Genomic DNA, 24,684 nt, shown 5'->3' on the forward strand with positions numbered 1-24,684 from the left:
ATCCATGAAGAAGACCCTGGCCGTCACCGTGGCGGTTTTAGCAATGAGCGCCGCGCTGGCCGCCCCGGCCCAGGCCACGGCCCTGGACAAGAGCAAGGCGGCGCGGCTCGCGATGGCGGTGCAGCTCACCATGGATTCCAAGGCCAGCTTCGACAGATGGGTGAAGGCCCGCGCGAATCGGAACACCGCCGCCATCAAGGACTACACGTTCGACTGGAGCACCAACGGCTGCTCCGTGCCGAAGAAGATATCGAACGCCGACAGCTGGAAGGCCATCTTCCTCATCCCGTGCACCCGGCACGACTTCGGCTACCGGAACGTCAAGAAACTCGCGAGTTCGAGCGGCTGGAAGACCTTCAAGAAGAGCGTGGACGGGGCCTTCCACGGAGACATGAAGAGAACGTGTGACAGGCGGTTCTCCGGCGTGAAGAAGGCCGCCTGCAAGACCGTGGCGTACGAGTTCTACCTCGCGGTCAAGGCGTTCGGATAGTCACAGCTGGTTCCTGATCGGTCCCGGCGTGTCCGGGACCGATTGCGCGAGACAGCCCGCCACCTCGACGGGGGTGAGGAGGCGGGCTTCGCGCAGGATCCCCAGCGACTCCCGCCAGGCCTCCCTGGCCTCCTCGTGCCGTCCCAGATCATGCAGGGTGTGGCCGAGCCACCAGCAGGACACGGCGGTGCCCATGGCGAAGCCGGCCTCGCGCTGGAGTTTGATCGCCTGCCGATACTCCTCGACGGCCTCGTGGAGCAGGCCGTGCGCGCGGCAGGCGTCGGCGAGGGTGTCGCGGGCGATGCCGAGGTCACCGGTGTCGTCCAGCTCCTCCGCCATCGCCAGGGCGTGCCGTGCCTCGTCCACGGCTTCCCCGTGTCTCCCCTGGCGGTAGTAGACGTGGACCCGGTTGTTACGGACGTAGGCCTCATGGTCCGCGCGCCCGGTCCGTCCGGTGATGACGAGGGCGCTCTCCAGCACGGCGAGCGCGTCGTCGTAGCGGCCCATCATGGTGTAGGTGATGCCCAGGTCGTTGAGAATCCCCGCCTTCCGGTCCGGCAGCCCGGCCCGGTCCCAGCAGGCCAGGCCGTCCCGCAGGCGGGACATGGACTCCTGAAAGCGGCCGAGCTGCTGGTGGACGGAGCCGAGCCCCTGCAGCAGGTACGCCTGGGCCGCCCAGTCCTCCTCTTCCCTGGCCAGCCGCAGCGCCTCCTCGCTCACCTCGACGAGCTCGGGGAACCAGCCCCGGCAGTCGAACAGCCACTGAAGGGCGTGCGCGAGCCCCGCCGTCGCAGGATCGGCGGCACGCGCCGCCTGCCGTACCGCGGCCAGCAGGTTGTCCCGCTCGCGCTCGACCCAGTCGTTGGCGGCCGCCAGGCCGGCGAGCCGCTCCCCGGGCTGGTCGGCCGGGTACCGGACGGGGTCCACGCTGCCGCCGTTCAGCAAGGAGGAGGCCCGTTGCGCGGTGGCCAGGTAGTGGTGCAGCACGCGCCTGACCGCATCGGCCCGTTCGCCGGCGGGGACGTCCTGCTCCCGCGCGTACAGGCCGATGAGGTCGTGGAACTGGTAGCGGGCCGGCCCGGCCGGTTCGAGCAGGCCGGCGTCCAGCAAGTGCTCCAAAGCGGCCTCGGCGCGGTGCCCGGTCCAGCCGGCCAGCGCGAGCGTGGTGGCCGGGGTGTGCGTGGGCAGGTCCAGCAGCCCGAGCAGGGCGAGCAACCGGGCCGCGTCGCGTCCGGCTGATTCCTCGCGCAACTGCTGGTGGCTGACCGCGATGCTGGCGCGTACGGCCAGATCGGCGTACTCCAGCAGGTCGAGCCGCCGGGTCGCGTCGGCCAGCCGGACCGCGAGCTCGGAGAGCGACCAGTCGGGACGGGCGGCCAGCCGGGCTCCCGCGATGCGCAGGGCGAGCGGGAAACCGCCGCAGAGCCGGACGATCTCCTCCGCCGCCCGCGGTTCGGCCCGCACGCGATCGGCTCCGACCATCCGGGTGAGCAGCGTGGCGGCACCGGTGTCGTCGAACCTGCCGATGTGCAGGTGCCGGGCGTTGTCCAAGGTGGTGAGCGGATCGCGGCTGGTGACCAGAACGCGGCAGCCCTGCCCGGCGGGCACGAGCGGGCGGACCTGACGTACGTCGCGGGCGTTGTCGAGGATCACCAGCAGATTGCCCGTGGCGGTGAGCGAGCGGTAGCGGGCGGCGGCCTCCTCGGCGTCCGCGGGCACGGCGGTGCCGTCCAGCCCCAAGGAGCGCAGCAGCTGGCGAAGCGCCTCGATCGGCGCCAGCGGGACCAGCCCGGCGGTGGAACCACGCAGGTTGACGTAGATCACGCCGTCGGTGAAGCGTCCGGCCACGGCATGAGCGACGTGTACGGCCAGCGCGGACTTGCCGATCCCGCCGGGCCCGTTGATCACGGTGACCGCGGCGTCGCTCACCAGATCGGCGCGCAGCCGCTCGACCTCGGCGGCCCGCGCCGTGAACACCCGGGTGCCCCCGGGAAGCTCGGCCCGCGCGGCGTTTCCTGTTTGCGTGATCTGCGCGGCCGGCGCCAGGCCGAGCGCGGGATCCGCGGCGAGGACGGCCTGGTGGAGGCGGCGCAGCTCCGTGCCGGGCTCGATGCTCAGCTCGTCGACCATGACCCGGCGGGTGCGCTGGTAGACGTCGAGCGCCTCCGGCACCCGCGCGGCGCGGTACAGGGCGAGCATCAGCTGGGCGGCGGGCCGCTCCCGCAGCGGGTGCGCTCTGACGTGCACGGCGAGCTCGTCGGCCACGGCCTGATGGTCACCGGTGGCCAGGCGCAGCTCGTAACGGTCCTCCAGCACCGCCAGCCGCGCCTCCTCCAGCCGGTCGGCCTCGATCCTCGCCCAGGGCGCGTCCACCTCGGCCAGCGCCGGGCCCCGCCACAGCCCGAGAGCCCGGCCGAACAGCGCGTCAGCGGCCGCCATCTCTCCTTCGGCGCCGGCGGCACGTGCCTGCCCGGACAGGCGGATGAAGGCGAGGGCGTCGACATGGCCGGGCTCGACCGCGAGCAGGTAACCGCCGGGGACGGTCTCGATGATCTCCGCCCCTCCGTGGGCGGCGAGCGTCTCCCGGAGCTTCGACACCACGATGTGCAGCTGCTTGCCCGCGGTCGCGGCGGAACCGTCCCCCCACACGTCGGTGAGCAGCCGATCGGTGGGTACGGCCTGCCCCGAGGCCAGGGCGAGCCGGGCCAGGACCGCGATCCTGCGCAGCCCGGCGATCTTGACCGGGACGCCGTCGGCCTTGACCTCCCAGGGGCCGAGGCACCTGATCTCCAGTCTCAAGGGAGTGCTCCCATCGTCAACGAAGATTCGGAAGTCTAGCGATTCATGCTGGTATGTCCCTGGGTTCTGCGCTGGAGCCGTGGGGGTCTACGCGAACTCCCGGGGGCGGGCCTGCACCCGTTCATAGACGTGGTCCAACCACGGCGGCCGAACCGGCGCCAGCCGCTCCAGCGTGCGGAGGAACACCCGTCCATCCGGCTCGAAAAGACCTCGCGGCAGCAGCGGGGGCGGATCGTCGCGGCGCACGCCGGCCGGCATCCCGTGCGCCGCCGGGGCGAGCCGCCGGTCGTCGTGGCGGGCCAGGTACGTCCACACGCCGGCGTCCAGCGGCACGACCGCTGCCGCGTCGCACGGCCACACCTCGCCGGTCTGCGGATGCCGCGGCACCAGGGCGATGTCCCTGATCGCGGTGGGCAGGCCGGGCCCGGCCAGGACGAGGCGCCGTTCCGGTGGTCCTGGCGGAAGCAGGCTGTCGATCGCCCGGCGAAACGTCTCGGCGACAGGCCCGTCGGGGACGGTGACCCGGGTACCGCCTGAGAGCGCCACCAGGTGCGCCAGCGCCACCGCGACCGCGGCCTCCCACAGCGGGCTCCAGAACCCGAGCTGATCCACGGGCGGCGTGCCCGCCAGCTCCGCCCAGCCGATCACCCGCTGGACGGGCCCGTCGACGGCGACGGGGCGCACGGCGTCCGGCTCCAGCCACACCACCTGCCAGAATCCGCAGTCGTCGACCCGGGTGGCCACCGGGCAGCCGCATTCCGCGCACGCCAGGTTGGGCCCGTACTGGCCGTCCCAGCCGCAACAGCAGCCGCCCAGCCGCTCCGGGACGAAGACGGTCCCGCGGACGTCGCCCGGCGCGATCCCGATCCGGTCCGGGGGTCCCGTGATGCAGTACGCCAGCTGCCGGAGGCCGTGCTCTTCCGGCTCGGGTTGCAGCGGCTCCCACGGCCGGCCGTTTCCAGGGTCCACCACGTACGTTCCCGGCTCCAGGAGACCGGGGAGCAGGCCGTGGCCGTACTTCTGGCCGGAGTGGTCGGGAAGCGCCACCCGCGACAGCCGCGCGGTCATCACGGCGCCGCACCCCGCACAGGCGAAAACGAGCAAGCAGCCTCCTTCACCGAGAACGATGTGATCATGGTGCCGCAAACCCCGCCGCGCGGGGAAGCGCCTGCGCGAGGACGCTGGACTCTCCCCTTATGGGAGGCATCATGCTGGTTCCGGCGTCCGGCTATCGAGGAGAGTGACGCATGACCATCGTGGACGGCATCGAGGCCCGCGGCCTGCACCACTGCGAGACGACGGCACTGGGCGTGCTGCTGCGGCACCAGGGGCTCGATCTGTCCGAGCCCATGCTGTTCGGGCTCGGCTCGGGGCTGTCCTTCATCTACTGGGACGCCAAGAGCATGGAGTTCCCCTTCCTCGGAGGCCGCGTCAAACCCTTCGAGCTCACCAGGAACCTCACCGCCAGACTGGGGCTGACCCTGCTGACCGAGGAGACCGGCTCAGCACGCAAGGCGTGGGAGAACGTCTCCGCCCGCATCGACGTGGGACTGCCCGTCGGTCTGCAGCTCGACTCCTACCACCTGGACTACTTCGGGTCGAAGGTGCACTTCGGCGGCCATGTCGTCGCGATGTACGGCTACGACGAGCATCAGGCGTACCTGGTGGACACCGCGCAGCAGGGAGGAGCCGTGCGGACGAGCCGGACCGCCCTGGCCATGGCGAGGGCGGAACGCGGCCCGATGACCGCCAGGAACCGTTCCTTCACCATCACCCTGCCGGAGCGCCCGCCCTCCTGGCAGGACCGGATCGTCCCCGCGATCAAGGCCTGCGCCGGCGCCTTCCTCGCCCCGCCCATCGCGAACCTGGGTCATCGTGGCATCGAGAAGGCCGCCCGCCTGGTGCCCGCGTGGCCGCATCGCGTGGCGGAGCCGAAGCGGGACCTGCCGCAGATCGCCCTCCTCATGGAGAAGGCCGGCACCGGCGGCGCCCTGTTCCGCGCCCTCTACCGCGACTTCCTCGGCGAGTGCGCCGGCCTCATCGACGACGACCGCCTTCGCACCGGCCACCGGCTGTACGCCGAGGCCGCCGCCCTGTGGACGGACGTGGCCACCTTGATCGACAAGGCTGGTGAGGGGAGCGACGCGGCGTGTCTCGACCAGGCCGGGGTCGTCCTGCACGACCTCGCGCGCATCGAGCGGGATGCCATGCGGGCGCTGAGCGAGATGCGACCATAGCAGCCCGGTCAGCTTGGGAAGACCGAGAGGCCCGACTGGGCGACGATGGCCTGGAGCGCGGCCACGTGCTCGCGATAGGCCGCGCGCCCCTGGTGTGTCAGGCTGAACCACGTTCGCGGGCGCTTGCCCACGTGCCCTTTGCGGATCTTCACGTAACCGGCCGCCTCCAGGGCGCCCGCGTGCTTGGACAGGACCGAGTCGCTGATGTCCAGGCTGTCGCGGACGAAGGCGAACTCGGCCTCCTCCGCGGCGGCGAGCAGGGAGACGATCTGCAGCTTGGTCGGCGCGTGGATGATCGGGTCGAGCTGCGGGGTCATCGCTCGCTCGTCTCGGCCCGGCGAGCCGTCCGCACGGACATCCACCGGGTCAGGACGGGCGCGGTGAGCGCCACGATCGCGACCATGACGGCGCCCATGATCGTACGGGGGTAGGCGACGCCCAGGGCCTGGAAGCCGAACGCCATCGCGACGCCCCCGAGACTGGTCGCGACGATCCAGCCCGCCAAGCCCGCCCACGACCAGGGGTCGACCACGGAGGCATGGGGGCGCAGGGCTTGGTTCCGGACCTCGCGGATGAATGCCACGACGGCGACCGCGAGGGCGATCGCGAGCGCGGGAGCGCCGATCCAGAGCACCCACGGCGTGGTGACCTCGGTGACGAGTTGCATGCCCGCGACGAACGTCCAGACCGCCACGAGGTACCACGAGGGGAACATCGGCGGCGCGGATCGCAGCGCCCTGTGCTGCGTCTGCTGGATCTGGGCGAGCGACTGCGCGGCGTCTTCCGGAGTGATGTGCATGACGGCTCCCTAAGTACTTTCCTAACCGGAAAGTACTTTCTCCTTTCCAAACCGTCAAGTAGGGATCCGGGCGCGGGCCGCGATCGTGCGGGCCAGCCAGGCCGGCAGCGCATCAAGGGGTACGTGTCGCGCCTGCTGGACAAACTGGGCTGCGACAACCGCACCCAGGCCGGGCTGATCGCCCACGACGCGGGCGTCGTCTCCTCCTGAGCGCTTTACACCCATGACCGCATCAGCATCCGGGCCCACCACGCCGGGTACGTGATCGTCTCGCCGGACAGGATGGGGTAAAGCCACCAGAAGTCGACCAGGACGATGAGGGCTCCCGCTCCGACGACGGCCGCCCCCGCGGCTCTCCTGATCGACGCCGTCCCGCCGGGCCCGAGCGCCAGCCCCGCGACGATCACCAGCGCCAGCACCATGAACGGCACGACGGGGACCATGTAGAACAGGTACATGGTGCGGTTGTCCGCGACGGCGTAATAGAACCACGGCAGCCACCCCGCCCCGTAGGCGAGCAGCACGGCCCCGGCCCGCCAGTCCCGGACGGCCGCGTACCGGGCGACGAGTGCGACGAGGGCGAGCAGCGCAAGGTACCACAGCGCCGGCGTGCCGACGCCCAGGACCGCTTGCGAGCAGTCCTCGGCCGCGCAGGCGTTCTGCGGGCTCTGGTAGTGGAAGGCGACGGGACGTTGCAGCAGCGGCCACTGCCACGGCTCCGACATGTACGGATGCCGGGTGTCCAGGCCGGTGTGAAAGCCGAGCACCTGGAGCTGGTAGCCGAGCCACGAACGCAGCGAGTCGACGACGAAGAAGCCGGGCCCCGCCTGGGTGGCCCGCTCCCAGTTGCGTCCCCAGCCCTCGGCCCGCAGGAACCAGCCGGTCCAGGTGAGCACGTAGACCGCGCCTGGGACCAGGGCGAACGCGCCCGTCAGCCCTTGCGCCGTCAGACGCGGCCGCAGCCCCAGCGCCCGCCGCGCACCCGCGTCCCACATCAGCGAGAGCACGGCGAAGGCGAGCAGGAAGAAGACCCCCGACCACTTGACGGCGCACGCGGCTCCCAGGCACGCGCCCGCGGCCAGCCGCCATGGCCGCACACCCGCCGATGGAGACGTCCCGGACAACCGCTGCCTGACCCAGTCCCTGTCGGCCACGACACAGGCGAAGGCGGCCAGCACCCAGAACATCAGGAACACGTCCAGCAGCGCCGTCCGCGACAGCACGAAGTGCAAACCGTCGAGAGCGAGCAGCAACCCGGCCAGGCAGCCCAGCAACGTGGACCGGGTCATCCGCCGCGCCACCCTCGCCATGATCAGGATCGACAGCGTGCCCGCCACCGCGCCGGCGAAGCGCCAGCCGAAGGGCGTCATGCCGAACAACCACTCGCCGGCGGCGATCATCCACTTGCCGAGCGGCGGGTGCGCGACGTACTCGGCGCATTCCTCGACGGACGGGCACCGCCGCCAGATGCCCAGGTCGCCGGCCATGATCATCCGATCGGCGACCGGGTCTTCTGAGGTGCCCAGCGTCATCCGCTCGACACCGAACCTCAGCAGCGAAAAGGCCCCCTTGATGTAGTGCGTCTCGTCGAAGACCACCGCGTGCGGCTCGCCGAGGCGGAGGAAGCGCAGGGCTCCGCCGAGCACGGTGACGAAGAGCGGGCCCGCCCATCCCCACCACGCGTCGGACGGCATGGGCGGAACCAGCCAGCGCACCGCGGTCCGGGCGAGGCTCTGGGGAGGCGGGCTCACCCTTGAACCGCCGCCAGGTTGAGCACGGCCAGCTCGGTACGGCTGCCGGAGGCGCAGGAGGCCGAGCTCGACGAGCCGCAGGGCGGCTGCGCCGGCCAGCTGAACACCAGCCCGGGGGAGGACTCGCCTGGTGACGTGTTCGGGCCGATCTCGATGTCCTGCCCCGTGACGAGGTCGTGCACGGTCGCGCCGAGGTCGATGAAGCGGTCGGCGCGGATCTGCGACGCCGGGGTGAGCCGACCGCCTACCACCCGGGACTCGCCGTCGGCGCGATTCCAGGTCACGGTGCGGCCCTCCATGGTGGCCACGCACCAGGTCAGGCTGCAGCGCATTCCCGTCGCTCCTGGCCGGGCAGGCAGGGATGTGCGCTCGCCGGTCTCCAGGTTGACGAGCACACTCTGGCTGGTGCTGGTGCCAGCGCTCGTGCTCGTGCTCGTGCCTGTGCTTGTTTGGTGCTGCGGGACGTCGGACGCCCATGGCCAGGACATCAGGTGCAGGCCGTCGGTGCCGGGCAGGGCCTGGGGCGCGCCACCGGTGATCGGGACGGCGTACAACCCGCCCTGCCGGACCGACCAGACGACGCGGCCGGGCAGGACGCCGAGGCGTTCCACCGCCGCGGCCGGCCCGCTGAGGCGGGCCAGGAGAGTGGCCCGCCCGCCGGCGCGCGGCAGCGCCCACACGTCCGCGGACTTCTGGGTGCGTACGTCGTGGGCCCACCAGGCGATGTGCTCCTGGCCAGGTTCGATGGCCTGCGGGCGGTGCTCGCGTGCGCCCTCCGGCAGGTCGCCCAGGACCCGGGTCCTGCGGGCGGCGGTGTCGTACACCTCCAGCCTGCCGCCGGCGCGCAGCAGCAGCTCGGTGGCGCTCAGGGCGGTCACCGGCGTGTACGCCGAGCCGTCGGCGGCCGCGACCGGGACGGTGCTCATCGCGGCCGCCCAGACGTTCCCGCTGGAGCCGCTGGAGCCGCTGGAGCCGCTGGAGCCGCTGGAGACCGGGGAGACCGGGGAGACCGGGGCGCCGGGGGAGCCGCTGAAGCCGGAGGAGCCACTGAGGCCGGACGGGACGGGGGAGCCGCTGAAGCCAGGGGAGGGGCTGAAGCCGGAAGGGGCAGGGGAGGCGGCGGACGGCGAAGGGGTGGCGGACGCGTCGCGCCGGCCGAGGTCGGCCAGCGATCCCGTCGCCAGCACCAGCGCGGTGACGGCCGCCGCGGTGAGCGGCACCGAGGCCGTCAGAGCCCGGCGCCGGCGGCGCAGCCGGCGTCCGGCCCGCATGGCCGTGCCCACGTCCACCTTCGACGGCGGCGGCTCGTCCGGCACCAAGCTCTCGAACAAGGGCTTGAGATCCATCATCGATCCTCCTTGGCCGGCGTCACATCGAGGAGCTCGCGCAGGGTCGCGAGCCCGCGGGCGGTCTGGCTCTTGACGGTCCCGGTCGAGCAGCCGAGCGCCGCGGCGGTCTGCTCGACGCTCAGGTCGCAGTGGAAGCGCAGCACCAAGGTGGCCCGCTGCCGCGGTGGCACCAGGGCCAGCGCCCGGCGCAGGTCCATGGTCAGATCGGCGTCCCACCCGTGCGCGACGGCCTCGGGGGGCGCCGCGCTCAGCCGGGTGCGCGAGAACCAGCCGCCCCGCTGCTCCTTCAGGAAGACCCGGACCAGCATCACCCGTACGTACGCGTCCAGGTCGGCCGCCTGGCGGGCGTGACGCCATTTGACGTACAGCCGGGTGATCGACGTCTGCACCAGATCGTCGGCGCGATGCCAGTCCTGGCACAGCGAGTAGGCGATCCGGCGTAACCAGAGCAGACGCCCGCGGACGTACGCGGTGTACTCCTCGTCCGCACTCAAGAGATCCACAACCTCCCAGATGCCGCAACTCACCGGAAGGGTTGCATCATGCGCGGTGAATTCTTCGGAAACCCAGCGGCCCCTAGATCAACGCCTTGCGGTACACCACCAGGTCGCACGGCGTGGCCAGCAACGGCGCCAGCGCCGGGTAGAAGTCCTCGACCGGCTCGACCCCGGTCCTGCGGTAGCCGAGACGGGAGTACCAGGCGGCCAGGAACTCCTTCGACGGATGCGTCCACTCCCGGGGCGTCAGCACTTCGAGCCGCATGACCTCGCGTCCCCCGTCGAGCGCGTGCCGTTCGGCGAAAGCGACCAGGTCACGGCCGACGCCCCGGCCGCGGTGGGCGGGATCGGCGGCCAGCATGCCGAACTCGGCCGTCCGCTCGTCGAGCGCCCGGACGCGAACGCAGCCGACGATGTGCCGCCCCTGCCGGGCCACCGCGATCTCCCCGGCCCCGGCCGTCGCGGCGATCTCGGCGGTGCTCGTACGGGTCGCCTCGTCGAGCCACAACCCCTTCTCCGCCACCGCGTACACCTCGTTGACCAGGTCGGACAGCCGGGCGAGCACAGCCGGCTCAGCGGAGGCACCGGCCGGCAGCAGGGACACGCGGAAATCGTTCATGGTGCCATTTTGGTTCATCCGCGGCGGGTCATCGCATGCCGGGTCAGGCGCCCTCAGCCGGTGGGTTCGGCGTCGGGGCGGGCGCCCTCAGCCGGTGGGCTCGGCGTCGGGGCGGGCGTCCTCTCCGCCGGGATCCTCGGCCGCCTCGCGTCGCTCGGCCTCGATCTTCCGCTCCGGGTCGGGCGGCGGCTCGACCGGCTCCGCGGGGATCGGGCGGCGCGTTTCCCTGAGCTCCACCCCGGCGCGTTCGGCGATGATGTCGCTCTCCCCGTTGACCTGTCCTACGGCGGCCGGTGTGCCCGAGGGTTCTTCGTCCTGTCCGTTCATGACCCGCAACTGCCCGAGCCTTGAAGCTCGAACCATGCGACCCCGAGGGCGCTAGGACGCGTAGACGGGCGCGAGGTCGATGAAGACGCGGTAGTCCGAGATCAAGCCGTCGCCGCCGGTGCGCCAGATCGACACGGCCGCGACGCTGACGTCCTTCCCGTCGAGCCGGCGGTAGGTCACCTCGGTTTCGGCGATGGTGTCGGCGCCGGCCTGCCAGTTCCTGACGATCCGGTGCCGCAGGCCGCCGATGGTGGCGAAGAACGCCCGCAGCCCGGCGGCGATCGCTTCGCGTCCGGCCATCGGCTCGGCGTTGCCGAACACCAGCGTGGCGTCCTCGGCCAGCAGCCGCGCGAACGCGTCGGGATCGAACGTGTCCACCGTCTGGAAAACGTGCCGTACCGCTTCGTCGGACATGCCGATCATCCCTCACGTGGCCGGGAACGTTGGTGGGGACGCTACGGGACGAGGCGCGGCAGGCAACTGTCGCAAAGGTGGCATTCTTGTCGCTCCGCATCGGGCGGGGCCGGTGCGCAGCGCGTCGTTCCGGTGCCGCCTGGCCGTCGCCGGCCAGGCGGGTTCGTGACCACGAACAGGGAGCTCAGCCGGTGGTGAGCTTCTCCGCCGGGATGACCTGGCGGGCCAGCGTGGGGCTGGACCAGTGGAGCTGCGCGATGGCGTCGTAGCCGCCGTCGTAGAACTCCATCTTGATGTCGTGGGCCCCGGCCGTCAGCGCGATCTGGCCGCTGTCGTCGCGCTTGGAGTGGTCCGTCCAGGCGTCGATGAGCGGCGTCCCGTCCACCCAGAGGCGCACGCCGTCGTCGCTGGTGGTGATGAACGTGTACGTCTCGGCGCGGTCGGCGATCACCTTGCCCGTCCAGCGGGCGCTGAAGGTGTCGGGGGACAGGGCCGGGTCGGGGGTGCCCGAGCCCCAGTCGAAGTTCACCGTGGGGTCGACGCGGCTGACCTTGGGCGCGGTCAGGTCGGCATTGTCGAAGTACGTGGCCGACAGGCCCGGCTCCTGGATGACCAGCGTCGTGACCGAGCTCGCGGGGAGCGTCAGCGTGCTCCGGCCGGCCGTGATCGCGGTGGTGCCGGTCTGGTGGGGCGCCCACGCGGCGGCCGTGCTCTGCCAGACCGCGGCCGTGCCGGTCGTCAGGCCGGTGTACGCCAGGGTGGTGGTGAGCGGCTCGGCGCCGACGTTGACGAGGACGACGTTCTTGGCCGCGTCCGAGGCGTACACGTGCAGCTGGTCGCTGCCGGAGGTCGCCGTCACCATCGTCGTGCCGAACGGCCTGAACAGCTCTTCCCCGGTGAACATGCCGATGCCGTGGTAGATGGGCAGCGGCTCGTTGCGCGGCACCCCGCCCTCACCGTCGGTGCTGGTCAGGCCGAGCCGGCCGTTCTTGTCGCCGTACTGGTAGGCGGAGCCGCCCGCGTGCAGGATCTGGCCGAGCGCCGCCGCGCCCCACAGCGTGTTGAAGTGCGTCAGCGTACGGTGGCCGTCCTGGTCGTCCCAGTCGGAGTTGTACTCGCCGATCTGGATGCCGATCTTGCGGCCGAGGATGGACTCGGCGAGCGCGGACACCTCCTTCAGGTCGGTCTCGTAGGCGCGGATGACCGGGCCGAGCAGGGCCTCGTCGGTGACGACGTCCTGGCCGTTGCCGTAGTCGTGATAGTCCAGGAAGTCGACGCGGCTGCCCGAGGTCTGCAGGAACGTCCTGATGTAGTCGAGCTTGTTCGCGGACGTGGCGGGGCCGCCGAGCTGGACGGCCGGGTCCTTGGCGCGCAGGGCGTCGGCGATCAGGTTGAACCGCCTGCTGTACTCGTCCGCCGGGATCTCCGCCTTGCCGGGCACGCAGGAGCAGTCGGTCTCGTTGCCCACGATGAACCGCCGTACCGGCTGTCCCTGGGCCGCGAAGTGCTCGTACAGCGCGACCGCGTCGTCGCGGTTCACCTCGGCGGTCTGGCGGGCGTCCACCGGCAGGATGATGACCGGCTCTGCGCCCAGGTCGCGGATGGCCGTGATCCAGGCGTCGCCGGAGACCTTGGTGTCGCAGTAGAAGCCGCCGCAGACGATGGGGCTGGCGTGGTTGCCGGGCTCCTCGTAGTGCAGCTCTATGCGCATCCGGCCCGCCTTCAGCTTGCGGATGAGCTCGCGGTGGCGGGCGTCGTTGGTGATGTACGACTGATTGCCGTACCCCGTGATGCCGATGCCGTAGTCGGCGGCGGACAGCGTGCGGAGCGGCTTGGTGTAGTCGATGGACACGCTGGCGGCGGCGGCCTGAGGTGCGGCCGCTCCCGCGGGTGCGCCGGCGGGCCAGATCACGGCGGTGGCGACCAGGCCACCGGTGAGAACGGCCCGCAGAGCGCGACGTGCTAACGCAGTCATCCTTCTCCTGTCACAGGGTCCACAATCCAATGGATCATGACACGGGCGGATGACAGGTGCGTAAACGGCAGGGTGATCGCCAGGCGGAGCCCCCGGCGGGAAAGTGTACAAGAGGTGTTGCACAATGACTCTTGTGCATTAGGGTGGCCGTCATGTCCCAGATCACCGACTCGCGGGTGCTCGCCGCGATGGCGCATCCGCTGCGCCGTCGCCTGCTCGACCTGCTGAAGCTGAACGGGCCCCGCACCGCCAGCGTGCTCGCCCAGCACACGGGGGAGGCGGTGGGCAACGTCAGCCATCATCTGCGCGCCCTGGCCGCCGCCGGTCTCATCGAGGAGGCGCCCGAGCTGGCCAAGGACCGGCGCGAGCGGTGGTGGCGGCGTACGTCGCAGAGCCTGTGCTGGTCCTCGGCGGACTTCGCCGAGGACGCGGCGGGCGAGGCCATCGCCCGCGCCCTCGAATCGCTCAACCTGGAGCGGCAGATCGGCCACGTGCGGCGGTGGGCCGACCAGCCGCAGTCCGAGCAGGAACGCTGGCAGCGCGGCCCCTTCTCCACCGAGACCTGGATCCAGGCGACCGACGACGAGCTGGCGGAGTTCGCCGCCGAGCTCGTCGCCGTCATGAACAAGTGGGCGGAGCGGGACGTGCCGGACGACGGGCAGGAGCGCGCCACCGTGTTCGCCTTCGCCCGCGGCGTACCGGGCCGGCCATGACGACCGTGACCCGGGCGCGGCGGTTCGGGCTGCTCAGGCAGCGGGACTTCCGGCTGTTATGGATCGGTGAGAGCGCCAGCAGCCTGGGCAGCGCGGTCACGACGGTCGCGCTGCCGCTGGTCGCGGTGACGGTGCTGGACGCCTCCGCGTTCGCCGTCAGCGTGCTGGCCGCGGCCGTCTGGCTGCCGTGGCTGCTCGTCGGCCTGCCCGCGGGGGCCTGGGTGGACCGGCTGCCCCGGCGCCGGGTGATGCTGGCCGCGGACTGGGCGTCGATGGCGGCCTTCCTCAGCGTGCCCGCCGCGGCGCTCCTCGGGGTGCTGGGCATCGTCCAGCTCGTCGTGGTCGCGCTGGCCGCGGGGACGGCGAAGGTGTTCTTCGCGACCGCGTACCGGGCCTATCTGCCGTCGCTGGTCGAGGGGCCCGACCTGCTGGAGGCCAACGCGAAGCTGCAGGGGAGCGAGCAGGTGGCGAACCTGGCGGGCCCCGGCGTCGCCGGCCTCCTGGCCCAGCTCGTGTCCGCGATCGGCGGTCTCGTCGTGGACGCGGCGAGCTTCGCCGTGTCGGCCGTCTGCCTGATGCGCGTCAAGCACGTCGAGACCGTCGAGCCGCGCCCCCGGCGGCGGCTGCGCAGCGAGATCGCGGACGGCCTGCGCACGGTGCTGCGCGACCCGCTGCTGCGCGGCAACATGCTCTACGGCTGCGTGGCCAACCTGGCGCTGACCGGCTACCAGTCACTCCTCGTGATCTTCCTGATCGGTGACATCGGGCTGGCCGCGGGCCCGACCGGCGCGCTGATCGCGGCCACCAGTGCAGGCGGCGTCGTCGGCGCCTTCGCCGCCCGGCCGCTGGCCGCGTGGCTGGGCAGCGCGCGGGCGGTGCTGCTCGGCAAGGCGGGCCTGGCTCCCGCCGGCCTGCTGATCGCCTGCGCGGACCGGGGGGCGGGGCTGGTGCTGTTCGTGGCGGCGAGCATCGCGATCATCGCGGGAATCGTCGCCGGGAACGTGATCTTCAGCGGTTTCATGCAGTCGTACGTGCCCAGCGAGCTGATGGGCCGGGTGAGCACCAGCGTCCAGGTGGTCAACTTCGGCGCCATCCCGCTCGGGGCCCTGCTCGCGGGCACGCTGGCGGAGGCGTTCTCCGTGCGCGCGGCGCTGTGGGTGATGCTGGGCGTCTTCGCGCTGAGCGGGCTCATCCTGCTGGCGAGCCCGCTGCGCCGCCTCCGCGACCTGCCGGCCGGCCGGATGACCGGGGAGGAGGTCAGCGGGACTGCAGGGACCTGACGTTGTCGCCGAACGTCCAGCCCTTCGAGCCGTCCCAGTTGATGGACCAGGTCATCAGCCCCTTGAGGCCGCCGGAGAAGCTGTTCCAGCTCTGCGCGACGAGGGCGGGCGGCATGTGGCCGCCGCCCGCTCCCGGCTGGGCGGGCAGCCCGGGGACCTGCTTGTCGTACGGGACCTTGATCGTGGTGCCCTGGATGACCAGGCCGTTGTTCAGGCAGGTGGTCTGGGCGACGAATCCCTGCACGGTGCCGGCGGCGTAGGAGTCGCCCGCGCAGCCGTACATGCTGCCGTTGTAGTACTGCATGTTCAGCCACCACAGGCGGCCGTTGTCGGCGTACTTCTTGACGATCGGCAGGTAGGCGCCCCAGATGGAGCCGTAGACCACGCTGCCGCCGGTGACGTACGCCGTCTCGGGGGCCATGGTGAGGCCGAAGCCGGGCGGCATCTGGGCGAGGACGCCGTCGATGATGCGGATGAGGTTCGACTGGGACGCCGAGAGCTGGGTGATGCTGCCGCCGCCGGTCAGGCCGGTCTCGATGTCGATGTCGATGCCGTCGAAGTTGTAGCGCTTGAGTATCGGCACGACGGTGGCCACGAAGCGGTCGGCGACGGTGCTGGAGCCGAGGTCGATGCCGGCCGTGGCGCCGCCGATGGACATCAGGATCGTCGCCCCCGCGGCCTTGGCCTGGCACATCTCGGCCGGGGTGGCCACCTTGACGGTGGCGTCCATGCCGTCCTCCCACAGGACCGTGCCGTCGGAGCGGATCACCGGGAAGGCGGCGTTGATCACGTTGTAGCCGTGGGCGCGGATGCGGGAGTCGGTGATCGGGATCCAGCCGAGCGGGGGATGCACGCCGTTCGAGGCCCCGTCCCAGTTCTCCCAGTAGCCCTGCAGGACCTTGCCGGCCGGCCGGGGCTTGACGGCGCAGGTGCTGTCAGTGGGAGTGGGGGTTGGCGTGGGAGAAGGCGAGACGGTGGGTGAGGGCGGGGTTCCCGGGCCGTCGAAGGTGACGTTGTCGGCGTGGTAGGTGCCCTGGCCGTACCAGCCGTGCAGGTAGACCACCGCGGACGTCTGCGTGGCGCCGGTCGTGAACGACAGCGTGAGCTGTGTGTACGCCGTGCCCGACGAGGTCCAGCGCGACTGGCCGCCGGTCACGCCGAGGTAGACGTAGGCGCCGCGCACCCAGGCCGACACGGTGTAGGCGGTGCCCGGCAGCACGGCGACGCTCTGGCCGCACTGCGCGGTGTCGGAGCCGCTCGCCGCCCCCGCGAGCGCGCCCGTCCCGGAACGCACGGGCGACGCGACCACGGAGCCCAGCCCCCCGGTGCAGGACCAGGGGCCGAGTCCGGTCTCGAAGCCCGGGTTGGCCAGCAGGTTCGCGGCGCTCGCCGACGACTGGGTGACGAGGACGCCCAGGGCGGCCAGCAGGAGACAGGCCGCCATGACCACGGAACGCGGCATTCGCTTCATCGGGGACGACCTTCCGGCAGGGCAGTGGGGGGCGTTCCCCGGATTATCGGCAGCGACCCCGATTGAGGTCCATGCGAGATTCCATACCGGCTGTGTCATATCCCGAAGAGACGGTTGGCCTGAAAGCTATACAAACAGGACGCGAAGGAATAATCTCGACATGCCTCGGTCGAAAGACCGGGGCGCCAAACGTGAAGAAGGGGGTGCCGCCCGGGTGGGCGGCACCCCCCTTCTGCGGCGGATCAGAAGAGCGTGAGCGGCTCGACGGGCTCCGGCTCGGGCAGGGGCGCCAGCTCGGGAAGGCCGGCCCGCACCTCGTCGTGGAAGCGGCGGGCCAGCGCGGGCGCGTCGGCGTTGTCCGGCGTGTGGATGAACACGGTCGGCGAGCGGCCCTCACGCAGCCACTCGGTGACCGTCCCGACCCAGAACCGCCAGCCCTCGACCGTGCGCGCCTCATCGTCGCGGCCCAGGTAACGGACGATCGGGCGGTCGGTGAGCGCCCGCGAGCGGCGCGGCAGGCGCGGCTTCTTGGTCCACGCGTCGCGTTCGGCGTCGCTGGTCGGCGGGCTCTGGAAGAGCGTGACGGTGTCGAAGGGGACCCACTCCGCGCCCGCCAGGACTTCTTCGAGGCGGGCCGCCGCGCGCTCGTCCTCGAAGAAGGCGCGGTGGCGCACCTCGACGGCGTACCGGTACGAACCGGGCAGCCGCCGCAGGAAGGCGGCCAGCGTGCCGAGGTCGGCCGGACCGAACGAGCCGGGCAACTGCACCCAGAGCGCATGCGTACGCGCCCCCAGCGGCTCGATCGCCTCCAGGAACGCGCGGAGCTCCTCGTCCGCCCCGGTGAGATGGCGCTCGTGCGTGATCGACTTGGGCAGCTTGGGCAGGAAGCGGAAGTCGGGGGCGATCTGGCGGGCCCACGACTCCACCGTGCTCCGCGCCGGGGTCGCGTAGAAGGTCGTGTTCCCCTCAACCGCGTCGCACCAGGTCGCGTACGCGCGCAGGCGCTCCTCCGGAGGGAGCTGATCCGGCAGGAACCGGCCCCGCCAGCGCGCGTGGGTCCACATCGCGCATCCCACATGAAGCCGCATGGACTCGACGTTAGCGGAGGTTCTCCACACCGATAAAACTTGTCGTACGAGTTATGTCTTTGTACGATGACTGACGAATCCACCGCCCGCCGAACCCTGGGGACCTCCATTGGCAGCCGACCGCATCCGCCACGTCACGCTCTCCTCCGTCACGCTTCCGCTGGACGTTCCCATCAGCGACGCCAAGGTCCTCACCGGCCGGCAGAAGCCGATGACCGAGATCGTCTTCCTCTTCGCCGAGATCACGACCGAGGAGGGACACCGCGGCACCGGCTTCAGCTACTCCAAGCGGGCCGGCGGCCCCGCCCAGTACGCGCACGCCAAGGAGGTCGGGGCGAACCTGATCGGCCAGGACCCCTCCGACATCGGCAAGGTGTACGACACGCTGCTCTGGGCCGGCGCCTCGGTCGGCCGCTCGGGCGTGGCCACCCAGGCCCTGGCCGCGATCGACGTCGCGCTCTGGGACCTCAAGGCCAGGCGGGCGGACCTGCCGCTGTCGAAGCTGCTGGGCTCCTACCGCGACTCGGTCAGGACGTACAACACCTCGGGCGGCTTCCTGCACGCGCCGATCGAGGAGGTCAAGGCGCGGGCCGGCCAGTCGCTGGCGGACGGCATCGGCGGCATCAAGATCAAAGTCGGCCAGCCGGACATGAAGGAGGACCTGCGGCGGCTGGCGGCGGTGCGTGAGCACCTGGGCGATGACGTGCCGCTGATGGTGGACGCGAACCAGCAGTGGGACCGGGCGTCGGCGCTGCGGTTCGGCCGGAGGGTGGAGGAGCTCGGCCTGGTCTGGATCGAGGAGCCGCTCGACGCCTACGACGCCGAGGGGCACGCGCAGCTCGCCGCCGCGCTCGACACCCCGATCGCGACCGGCGAGATGCTCTCCAGCGTCGCCGAGCACGTACGCCTCATCGAGGCCCGCGCCGCCGACATCATCCAGCCGGACGCGCCGCGCGTCGGCGGCATCACGCCGTTCCTGCGCCTGGCCACGCTCGCCGACCACGCGGGGCTGCAGCTCGCGCCGCACTTCGCCATGGAGATCCACCTCCACCTGGCCGCGGCCTACCCGCGCGAGCCCTGGGTCGAGCACTTCGAATGGCTCAACCCCCTGTTCAACGAGCGGCTGGAGACCCGCGACGGCCGCATGATCGTCCCCGACCGCCCCGGCCTCGGCTTCACGCTCAGCGACCAGTGCCGCAAGTGGACGACCGACAGCGTCGAGTTCGGGCAGGCCTGAGCATGCCCCCAATGTCGAAAGCCGGCCGCATCGCGGCCGTGCGGTTCGGCCACTACGCCGTGCCGCTCGCGTTCGCGGTGAGCGACGCCAAGGTGGCCACCGGACGCCAGCGGCCCCTGTCCCAGATCGACGTGCTGACCTGCGAGATCACGACGGACGACGGGCTCGCGGGCCTGGGCTTCTCCTACACCACCCGGGCCGGCTGCCGCGCCCAGTTCGCCCACGCCAAGGAGCTCGCCGCGACCCTGCTCGGCGAGGACCCCTCCGCCGTCGGCGCGATCTACGACAAGCTCCTGTGGGCGGGCGCCTCCGTCGGCCGTTCGGGGGTCGCCACCCAGGCGATCTCCGCCGTCGACACCGCGCTCTGGGACCTCAAGGCCAGGCGGGCTGGATTGCCGCTGGCCAAGCTGCTGGGCTCCTACCGCGACTCGGTCAGGACGTACAACACCTCGGGCGGCTACCTCCAGGCCCCGGTCGAGGAGGTCACAGAACGGGCGAGCCGGTCGCTGGCGGACGGCATCGGCGGCATCAAGATCAAGGTCGGTCAGCCCCACATGCGGGAGGACCTGCGGCGGCTGGCGGCGGTTCGCGAGCATCTGGGCGATGACGTGCCGCTGATGGTGGACGCGAACCAGCAGTGGGACCGGGCGTCGGCGCTGCGGTTCGGCCGGGCGGTGGAGGAGCTCGGCCTGGTCTGGATCGAGGAGCCGCTGGACGCCCACGACGCCGAGGGGCACGCGCGGCTCGCCGCCGCGCTCGACACCCCGATCGCCACCGGCGAGATGCTGACCGCCGTGCCCGAGCTCGTCCGCCTCATCGACCTGCGCGGCGCCGACTTCCTCCAGCCGGACGTGCCGCGCGTGGGCGGCATCACGCCCTACCTCAAGGTCGCGGCGCTCGCCGACCACGCCAACCTCCAGGTCGCGCCGCACTTCGTGATGGAGATCCACGTGCACCTGGCCGCGGCCTACCCGCGCGACTCCTGGGTCGAGCACATCGAATGGCTCTCGCCGCTGTTCAACGAACGGCTCGCGATCGAGGACGGGCGCATGATCGTCCCCGACCGTCCAGGGCTCGGGCTCAGCCTGGCCGGGCAGGCCGCGGACTGGCGGCTCGACGCGGCCGAGTTCGCGGGTAGGTTGTGACCCGTGCCATCAGACCGCAGGCTCGATCGCGACACCGGGCGCGGGCTCGCGCATGAGCTCGTCGAGCGGCTGAAGGCGCGCATCCTCGCGGGCGAGATCGAGCCCGGTCAGAAGCTGCCGACGGAGTCCTCGCTGGTCGAGGAGTTCGGCGTGAGCCGCACGGTGGTCCGCGAGGCCATCTCGCGGCTCCAGGCGGCCGGGCTCGTCGAGACGTTCCAGGGCCGAGGCTCGTTCGTGCTGGCCCTGCCCGCCTCCACGGCCTTCTCCGTGGAGGCGGCGCAGATCCGCACCCACCGCGACGTCCTCGACATGATCGACTTCCGGATCGGCGTCGAGTCGGAGGCGGCCGGGCTGGCCGCGCAGCGCCGCACGGACCTGCAGCTCAAGGCCGTCGAACGGGCGCTCGTCGATCTCACGCGCTCGGGCGAGCACCCGGGCAACGCCGTCGAGGCCGACTTCCAGTTCCACCTCAAGATCGCGCTGGCCGCGGGCAACCGGTTCTACTCCGACCTGCTCGCGTCGCTCGGCCCGATGATGATCATGCTGCCGCGGACGCGGCTGGCGCACCCGTACACGGTCTCCGACGCCACCCACCTCACGCGGGTGACGCTGGAGCACGAGAACGTCTACCGCGCCATCGCGGACCAGGACGCGGCGGCGGCGCGGGCCGCGATGCGGCTGCACCTGTCCAACTCGCGCGCCCGCCTACAGGCTCCCTAGCTACCAGCGGGCCGTGTTGGGCGTGAAGTCCGGCACGATGCCGCGCATGTAGGCGGTGTCCTCGCGGCCGCGCTGCCCGCAGCCGAGGTACTGCTCGTGCAACGCGCCGAGTGCGTCCTCGTCGAGCTCGACCCCGAGCCCGGGACCGGTCGGCACGGCCACGCTCCCGTCACGGAACTCCAGCGCGCCCGGCTTGACGACCTCCTCGCTCTTCCACGGGTAGTGCGTGTCGCAGGCGTAGGTGAGGTTCGGGGTGGCCGCGGCCAGGTGGGTCATCGCGGCGAGGCTCACGCCGAGGTGGGAGTTGGAGTGCATCGACAGGCCCATGCCGAACGTCTCGCAGATGCCGCCGAGCAGCGCCGAGCGCCGCAGCCCGCCCCACAGGTGGTGGTCGGAGAGCACGACCTGCACGGCGTCGGCGGCTACGGCCGGCTTCAGGTGCTCGAAGGCGATCACGCACATGTTCGTGGCGAGGGGCAGGTCGGTGTGCCTGGCGACCGCGGCCATGCCGTCGATGCCGGGCGTGGGGTCCTCCAGATACTCCAGGACACCGGCCAGCCGGTGCGCCACCTTGATCGAGGTCTCGACGGTCCACGCGCCGTTGGGGTCGATGCGCAGGGCGTGATCGGGGAAGGCCGCCGCCAGCGCCTCGATCGTGTCGATCTCGTGGCCGGGCTCGAAGACGCCGCCCTTGAGCTTGATCGCGGTGAAGCCGTAGTCGTCGACCATCCGCCGGGCCTGGGCGACCATCTGCTCGGGCGTGCTGCCCTCGCCCCAGGAGTCCTCGTCGTGGCCGGGGTGGCCGGCCCACTTGTAGAACAGGTACGCCGAGAACGGCACCCGATCCCGTACGGCGCCGCCGAGCAGGGCGCTCACCGGCCGGTCGAGCACCTTGCCCTGCAGGTCCAGCAGCGCCACCTCGAAGGGCGCGGCCACGGTGTCCACGGCGCTGGAGACCTCCAGCATGCCGCCGAAGCTGGCGCCCGCCCCGCCGGTGGACGCGCCGAGGCGCTCCACGACGACGCGGCGCAGCCCGTTCAGGTCGAACGCGTCCAGTCCTGGCAGGGCGGCGGCGACGGCGCCGAGCCGGTCGAGGTGGGCCTGGTCGGCGTACGTCTCGCCCAGCCCCACCAGCCCGGAGTCGGTGTGCACCTGGACGATCGCGCGCAGCACGAAGGGCTGGTGCACGCCGACGACGTTGAGCAGCGGCGGGTCGCGGAAGGCGACGGGCGTGACGGTGACCCGGCTGATCCGGGCGGCGAGGTCGGCGAGGTCGGCCGGGCCGCTCACAGCTCGGCCTTGACCGTCAGCACGGGCACGCTGGCCTCCATGAGGATGCGCTGGGCCTCGCTGCCGAGGATGAACTTGCCCACCAGCGAGCGATGCCGCAGCCCGATGACGATCAAGCTGCCGCCGGTCTCGCGTACGAGCTGCTCGAAGGTCTCGGGCAGGTCGTCGTCGTGCAGCGGCTGGCGTACCTCGGCGTCCACGCCGGCCTCGCGCGCCCGCTTCAGCAGCTCGGCGCCCGCGGCGTCGTCGATCTTGTGCTCGTCGACGGGCGCGCCCCGGCGCGGGGAGTTCACGATGATCACGCGCTCGCCGCGCAGGGCGCCCTCGCGCAGGCCCGCGTCCACCGCGGCCGCCCCCTCGGGCGTGGGCAGGTAACCGACCAGGATGGTCATGAGATCTTCTCCTCGACAGGATCGGGGCTCTTGCGGCGCACGGCCTTACGAATGAGCGGCAGGAGGGCGACGAGCACCACCAGGGCGAGCACCGTTCCGGAGATCGGGCGGGTGAAGAAGCCGGACGGGTCGCCGCCGAAGATGAGCAGCGACTGCCGCGCCGAGTTCTCGATCATCGGGCCGAGCACGAACGCGAGCACCAGCGGCCCCGGCTCGAAGCCGAACTTCTTCATCAGGTAGCCCAGCAGGCCGAACCCGATGACCAGGAAGATGTCGTACACCTGGTTGTTCACGGTGTACGCGCCGAGCAGCGTGATGAGCACGGTGATCGGGGCCAGCACTCCGGGCCGGACGCGGAGGATCTTCACGAACACGCCGACCATCGGGATGCTCATGATGAGCAGCAGGATGTTGCCGATGTACATCGAGTTGATGACGCCCCAGAACACGTCCGGGTGCTCGGTGACGAGCTGCGGCCCCGGCTGGATGCCCTGGATGAGCAGCGCGCCGAACATGAGGGCCATCGTCGCGTTCGCCGGGATGCCGAGGGTCAGCAGCGGGATGAACGACGAGGTCGCGGCGGCGTTGTTGGCGGTCTCGGGGGCGGCCACGCCCTCGACGGCGCCCTTGCCGAACCGCTCGGGCTGCTTGGCCCGCCGCTTCTCCAGCGCGTACGCGGCCAGCGAGGCCAGCGTCGCGCCGCCGCCGGGCAGCACGCCCAGGATGAAGCCGATGAGCGAGCCGCGGCCGATCGCGCCCTTGGCCTGGCCGAGGTCCTTGCGGGACGGCCACACGTTGCCGACCGTGGCCGGCGAGTGGACCTTGTTGTGCCGCTCCTCGATGTTGTAGAGGATCTCGCTGAGCCCGAACAGGCCCATGGCCACCGGGATGAAGTCGATGCCCTCGGCGAGGTTCAGGCTCTCGAAGGTGAAGCGCTCGGCGCCGGTGAAGGTGTCGCGGCCCACGGTCGCGAGGAGCAGGCCGACGCCGGCCGCGATGACCGCCTTGAGCTTGTTGCCGTTGCCCACGGAGGAGATCAGCAGGACGCCGAGGATGCCCAGCGCCGCGTACTCGGGGGGCCCGAAGTCGAGCGCGAAGCCGGCCACGACCGGGGCGAGCAGCGTCAGGCCGATGATGGAGACGGTGCCGCCGATGAAGGAGCCGATGGCGGCGATGCCGAGTGCGGTGCCCGCCTTGCCCTGTCTGGCCAGGGCGAAGCCGTCGAACACGGTCACCACCGAGGACGCCTCGCCGGGCAGGCGGAGCAGGACCGAGGTGATGGTGCCGCCGTACTGGGCGCCGTAGAAGATGCCCGCCAGCATGATGATCGCCGGGACCGGCCCGATGCCGTACGTGATCGGCAGCAGGATGGCGATCGTCGCGCCGGGGCCGAGCCCCGGGAGCACGCCGATGAGCATGCCGATGATGACGCCGATGAGGCAGTAGAGCAGGTTGGCCGGCTCCAGGACGACGCTGAAGCCGTTGAGGATCGGGGAGATGTCCATGTGGCTTTCTCGGATGGGGCCCTAGATGAGGCGGGGAAGCGGGATCTGCAGCAGCAGGACGAAGAGCGCGTAGAACGCGGCCACGGTGCCGATGCTGATCACGATGGAGGAACGCCACGACTCCCGGCCCAGCCAGCGCAGCCAGACGAAGACGAGCAGCAGCGAGGGGATCTCGAAGCCGATCACCGGGAGCAGCGCGGCGAGCGCGACGAGCGTCACCAGGGCGATCACGGTGAGCAGGCTCGACTTGGAGAAGCGCTCGGTGTCCTCCAGGCCGCGGCCGGTGACGACGAGCGTCACCGACAGCACGACGATGACGACGCTGATGGCGAACGGCCACAGTCCCGGACCCGGCTGCGTGAGCCGGCCGAGCCCGAGCGCGAGGGATCCGAGCGCCCCGGCCACACCGGTGGCGAGCGCCACCAGGGCCGCCGCGACCTGCGAGATCGGGCCCGCGTGCGGCGGTCGCGTCTCCTCCAGCAGCTCCGCCTGGAGGCGGTCGACGTCGAGGACGTCCCCGTCGGGGCCAGGTGTCTCGGCGCCGGGCGACCTGGTGGGGTCGGACATGGACATGCACACTCCTTGG

General features: G+C 71.5%; 24 protein-coding genes. 7 read left to right on the forward strand and 17 right to left on the reverse strand.

All coding sequences use genetic code 11. The features are described from left to right. Positions 1–4: 4 nt before the first annotated feature. Positions 5–490 (forward strand): phospholipase A2, encoded by a 486-nt coding sequence (locus ABEA43_RS13895; RefSeq protein WP_345561791.1) that lies wholly within the window; start codon positions 5–7, stop codon positions 488–490. On the opposite strand, the gene ABEA43_RS13900 is transcribed toward ABEA43_RS13895, so the two are convergent. Both ABEA43_RS13900 and ABEA43_RS13905 read right to left on the reverse strand, forming a co-directional pair. Continuing rightward, positions 491–3,289 carry an AfsR/SARP family transcriptional regulator gene (locus ABEA43_RS13900; RefSeq protein WP_345561793.1) on the reverse strand — a complete coding sequence of 933 codons (2,799 nt, stop codon included), beginning with the start codon at positions 3,287–3,289 and terminating at the stop codon, positions 491–493. Between the two features lie 87 nt (positions 3,290–3,376). After that, the gene (locus ABEA43_RS13905; protein WP_345561795.1) at positions 3,377–4,393 is read right to left on the reverse strand and encodes a hypothetical protein; all 1,017 of its coding nucleotides are present in this window, start codon (positions 4,391–4,393) and stop codon (positions 3,377–3,379) included. A gap of 143 nt (positions 4,394–4,536) precedes the next feature. Between ABEA43_RS13905 and ABEA43_RS13910 the strand changes: the two genes are divergently transcribed. Next, a complete protein-coding gene (locus ABEA43_RS13910; RefSeq protein ID WP_345561797.1) occupies positions 4,537–5,526 on the forward strand; it encodes a BtrH N-terminal domain-containing protein in 990 nt (329 codons plus the stop codon). 8 nt (positions 5,527–5,534) lie between these two features. Here ABEA43_RS13910 and ABEA43_RS13915 read toward each other — a convergent pair whose 3' ends face one another. The 9 genes from ABEA43_RS13915 to ABEA43_RS13955 all read right to left on the reverse strand — a co-directional run bounded on the left by ABEA43_RS13915 (position 5,535) and on the right by ABEA43_RS13955 (position 13,257). Next, the gene (locus ABEA43_RS13915; RefSeq protein WP_345561798.1) at positions 5,535–5,843 is read right to left on the reverse strand and encodes a transcriptional regulator; all 309 of its coding nucleotides are present in this window, start codon (positions 5,841–5,843) and stop codon (positions 5,535–5,537) included. After that, a complete protein-coding gene (locus ABEA43_RS13920; protein WP_345561799.1) occupies positions 5,840–6,325 on the reverse strand; it encodes a hypothetical protein in 486 nt (161 codons plus the stop codon). The genes ABEA43_RS13915 and ABEA43_RS13920 overlap by 4 nt, the downstream gene beginning before the upstream one ends. A gap of 215 nt (positions 6,326–6,540) precedes the next feature. Then, complete coding sequence (locus ABEA43_RS13925; protein WP_345561800.1) at positions 6,541–8,076, reverse strand: dolichyl-phosphate-mannose--protein mannosyltransferase; 1,536 nt, start codon at positions 8,074–8,076, stop codon at positions 6,541–6,543. Then, on the reverse strand, positions 8,073–9,425 hold the full coding sequence (locus ABEA43_RS13930) for a hypothetical protein (RefSeq protein WP_345561801.1): 1,353 nt from the start codon (positions 9,423–9,425) through the stop codon (positions 8,073–8,075). The genes ABEA43_RS13925 and ABEA43_RS13930 overlap by 4 nt, the downstream gene beginning before the upstream one ends. Beyond that, on the reverse strand, positions 9,422–9,928 hold the full coding sequence (locus tag ABEA43_RS13935; RefSeq protein WP_345561803.1) for a SigE family RNA polymerase sigma factor: 507 nt from the start codon (positions 9,926–9,928) through the stop codon (positions 9,422–9,424). The genes ABEA43_RS13930 and ABEA43_RS13935 overlap by 4 nt, the downstream gene beginning before the upstream one ends. A 73-nt stretch (positions 9,929–10,001) precedes the next feature. Next, a complete protein-coding gene (locus ABEA43_RS13940; protein WP_345561804.1) occupies positions 10,002–10,541 on the reverse strand; it encodes a GNAT family N-acetyltransferase in 540 nt (179 codons plus the stop codon). An 87-nt stretch (positions 10,542–10,628) separates the two neighbouring features. Next, the gene (locus ABEA43_RS13945; RefSeq protein ID WP_345561806.1) at positions 10,629–10,868 is read right to left on the reverse strand and encodes a hypothetical protein; all 240 of its coding nucleotides are present in this window, start codon (positions 10,866–10,868) and stop codon (positions 10,629–10,631) included. A 51-nt stretch (positions 10,869–10,919) separates the two neighbouring features. Continuing rightward, positions 10,920–11,282, reverse strand: coding sequence for a nuclear transport factor 2 family protein (locus tag ABEA43_RS13950; protein WP_345561808.1), 363 nt, complete (start codon positions 11,280–11,282; stop codon positions 10,920–10,922). 184 nt (positions 11,283–11,466) lie between these two features. Continuing rightward, positions 11,467–13,257 (reverse strand): PA14 domain-containing protein, encoded by a 1,791-nt coding sequence (locus ABEA43_RS13955; RefSeq protein ID WP_345561809.1) that lies wholly within the window; start codon positions 13,255–13,257, stop codon positions 11,467–11,469. 152 nt (positions 13,258–13,409) lie between these two features. Between ABEA43_RS13955 and ABEA43_RS13960 the strand changes: the two genes are divergently transcribed. Beyond that, positions 13,410–13,970 carry a helix-turn-helix domain-containing protein gene (locus ABEA43_RS13960; RefSeq protein WP_345561811.1) on the forward strand — a complete coding sequence of 187 codons (561 nt, stop codon included), beginning with the start codon at positions 13,410–13,412 and terminating at the stop codon, positions 13,968–13,970. Continuing rightward, positions 13,967–15,250, forward strand: coding sequence for an MFS transporter (locus ABEA43_RS13965; protein WP_345561812.1), 1,284 nt, complete (start codon positions 13,967–13,969; stop codon positions 15,248–15,250). The genes ABEA43_RS13960 and ABEA43_RS13965 overlap by 4 nt, the downstream gene beginning before the upstream one ends. Here the strand turns inward: ABEA43_RS13965 and ABEA43_RS13970 are convergent. Then, positions 15,228–16,721 carry a glycosyl hydrolase family 18 protein gene (locus ABEA43_RS13970; protein WP_345561814.1) on the reverse strand — a complete coding sequence of 498 codons (1,494 nt, stop codon included), beginning with the start codon at positions 16,719–16,721 and terminating at the stop codon, positions 15,228–15,230. The genes ABEA43_RS13965 and ABEA43_RS13970 overlap by 23 nt on opposite strands. A 242-nt stretch (positions 16,722–16,963) precedes the next feature. Next, a complete protein-coding gene (locus ABEA43_RS13975; protein ID WP_345561816.1) occupies positions 16,964–17,809 on the reverse strand; it encodes a DUF72 domain-containing protein in 846 nt (281 codons plus the stop codon). A gap of 109 nt (positions 17,810–17,918) precedes the next feature. Here ABEA43_RS13975 and ABEA43_RS13980 point away from each other — a divergent pair, with 109 nt between their 5' ends. From ABEA43_RS13980 to ABEA43_RS13990, 3 genes are read left to right on the forward strand one after another with little or no spacing between them, the layout of a single operon-like run. Then, entirely contained in the window at positions 17,919–19,046 is a 1,128-nt protein-coding gene (locus ABEA43_RS13980; RefSeq protein ID WP_345561818.1) for an L-talarate/galactarate dehydratase, read from the forward strand. Positions 19,047–19,057: 11 nt separating this feature from the next. Beyond that, positions 19,058–20,191 carry an L-talarate/galactarate dehydratase gene (locus ABEA43_RS13985; protein ID WP_345561820.1) on the forward strand — a complete coding sequence of 378 codons (1,134 nt, stop codon included), beginning with the start codon at positions 19,058–19,060 and terminating at the stop codon, positions 20,189–20,191. Between the two features lie 3 nt (positions 20,192–20,194). Continuing rightward, positions 20,195–20,911 (forward strand): FadR/GntR family transcriptional regulator, encoded by a 717-nt coding sequence (locus ABEA43_RS13990; protein ID WP_345561822.1) that lies wholly within the window; start codon positions 20,195–20,197, stop codon positions 20,909–20,911. On the opposite strand, the gene ABEA43_RS13995 is transcribed toward ABEA43_RS13990, so the two are convergent. Genes ABEA43_RS13995 through ABEA43_RS14010 form a run of 4 tightly spaced genes read right to left on the reverse strand, consistent with a single transcriptional unit; the run spans position 20,912 to position 24,671 of the window. Further along, a complete protein-coding gene (locus ABEA43_RS13995) occupies positions 20,912–22,201 on the reverse strand; it encodes a glucarate dehydratase family protein (protein WP_345561824.1) in 1,290 nt (429 codons plus the stop codon). It abuts the gene before it with no gap. Next, positions 22,198–22,593 carry a universal stress protein gene (locus ABEA43_RS14000; protein ID WP_345561826.1) on the reverse strand — a complete coding sequence of 132 codons (396 nt, stop codon included), beginning with the start codon at positions 22,591–22,593 and terminating at the stop codon, positions 22,198–22,200. The genes ABEA43_RS13995 and ABEA43_RS14000 overlap by 4 nt, the downstream gene beginning before the upstream one ends. Next, positions 22,590–24,098: a tripartite tricarboxylate transporter permease gene (locus ABEA43_RS14005; RefSeq protein ID WP_345561828.1), complete on the reverse strand. Its 1,509-nt coding sequence runs from the start codon at positions 24,096–24,098 to the stop codon at positions 22,590–22,592. The genes ABEA43_RS14000 and ABEA43_RS14005 overlap by 4 nt, the downstream gene beginning before the upstream one ends. A 21-nt stretch (positions 24,099–24,119) precedes the next feature. Then, positions 24,120–24,671, reverse strand: coding sequence for a tripartite tricarboxylate transporter TctB family protein (locus tag ABEA43_RS14010; RefSeq protein ID WP_345561830.1), 552 nt, complete (start codon positions 24,669–24,671; stop codon positions 24,120–24,122). Between the last annotated feature and the right edge of the window lie 13 nt (positions 24,672–24,684).

This window comes from Nonomuraea rosea (assembly GCF_039539705.1).
GTDB lineage: Bacteria > Actinomycetota > Actinomycetes > Streptosporangiales > Streptosporangiaceae > Nonomuraea > Nonomuraea rosea.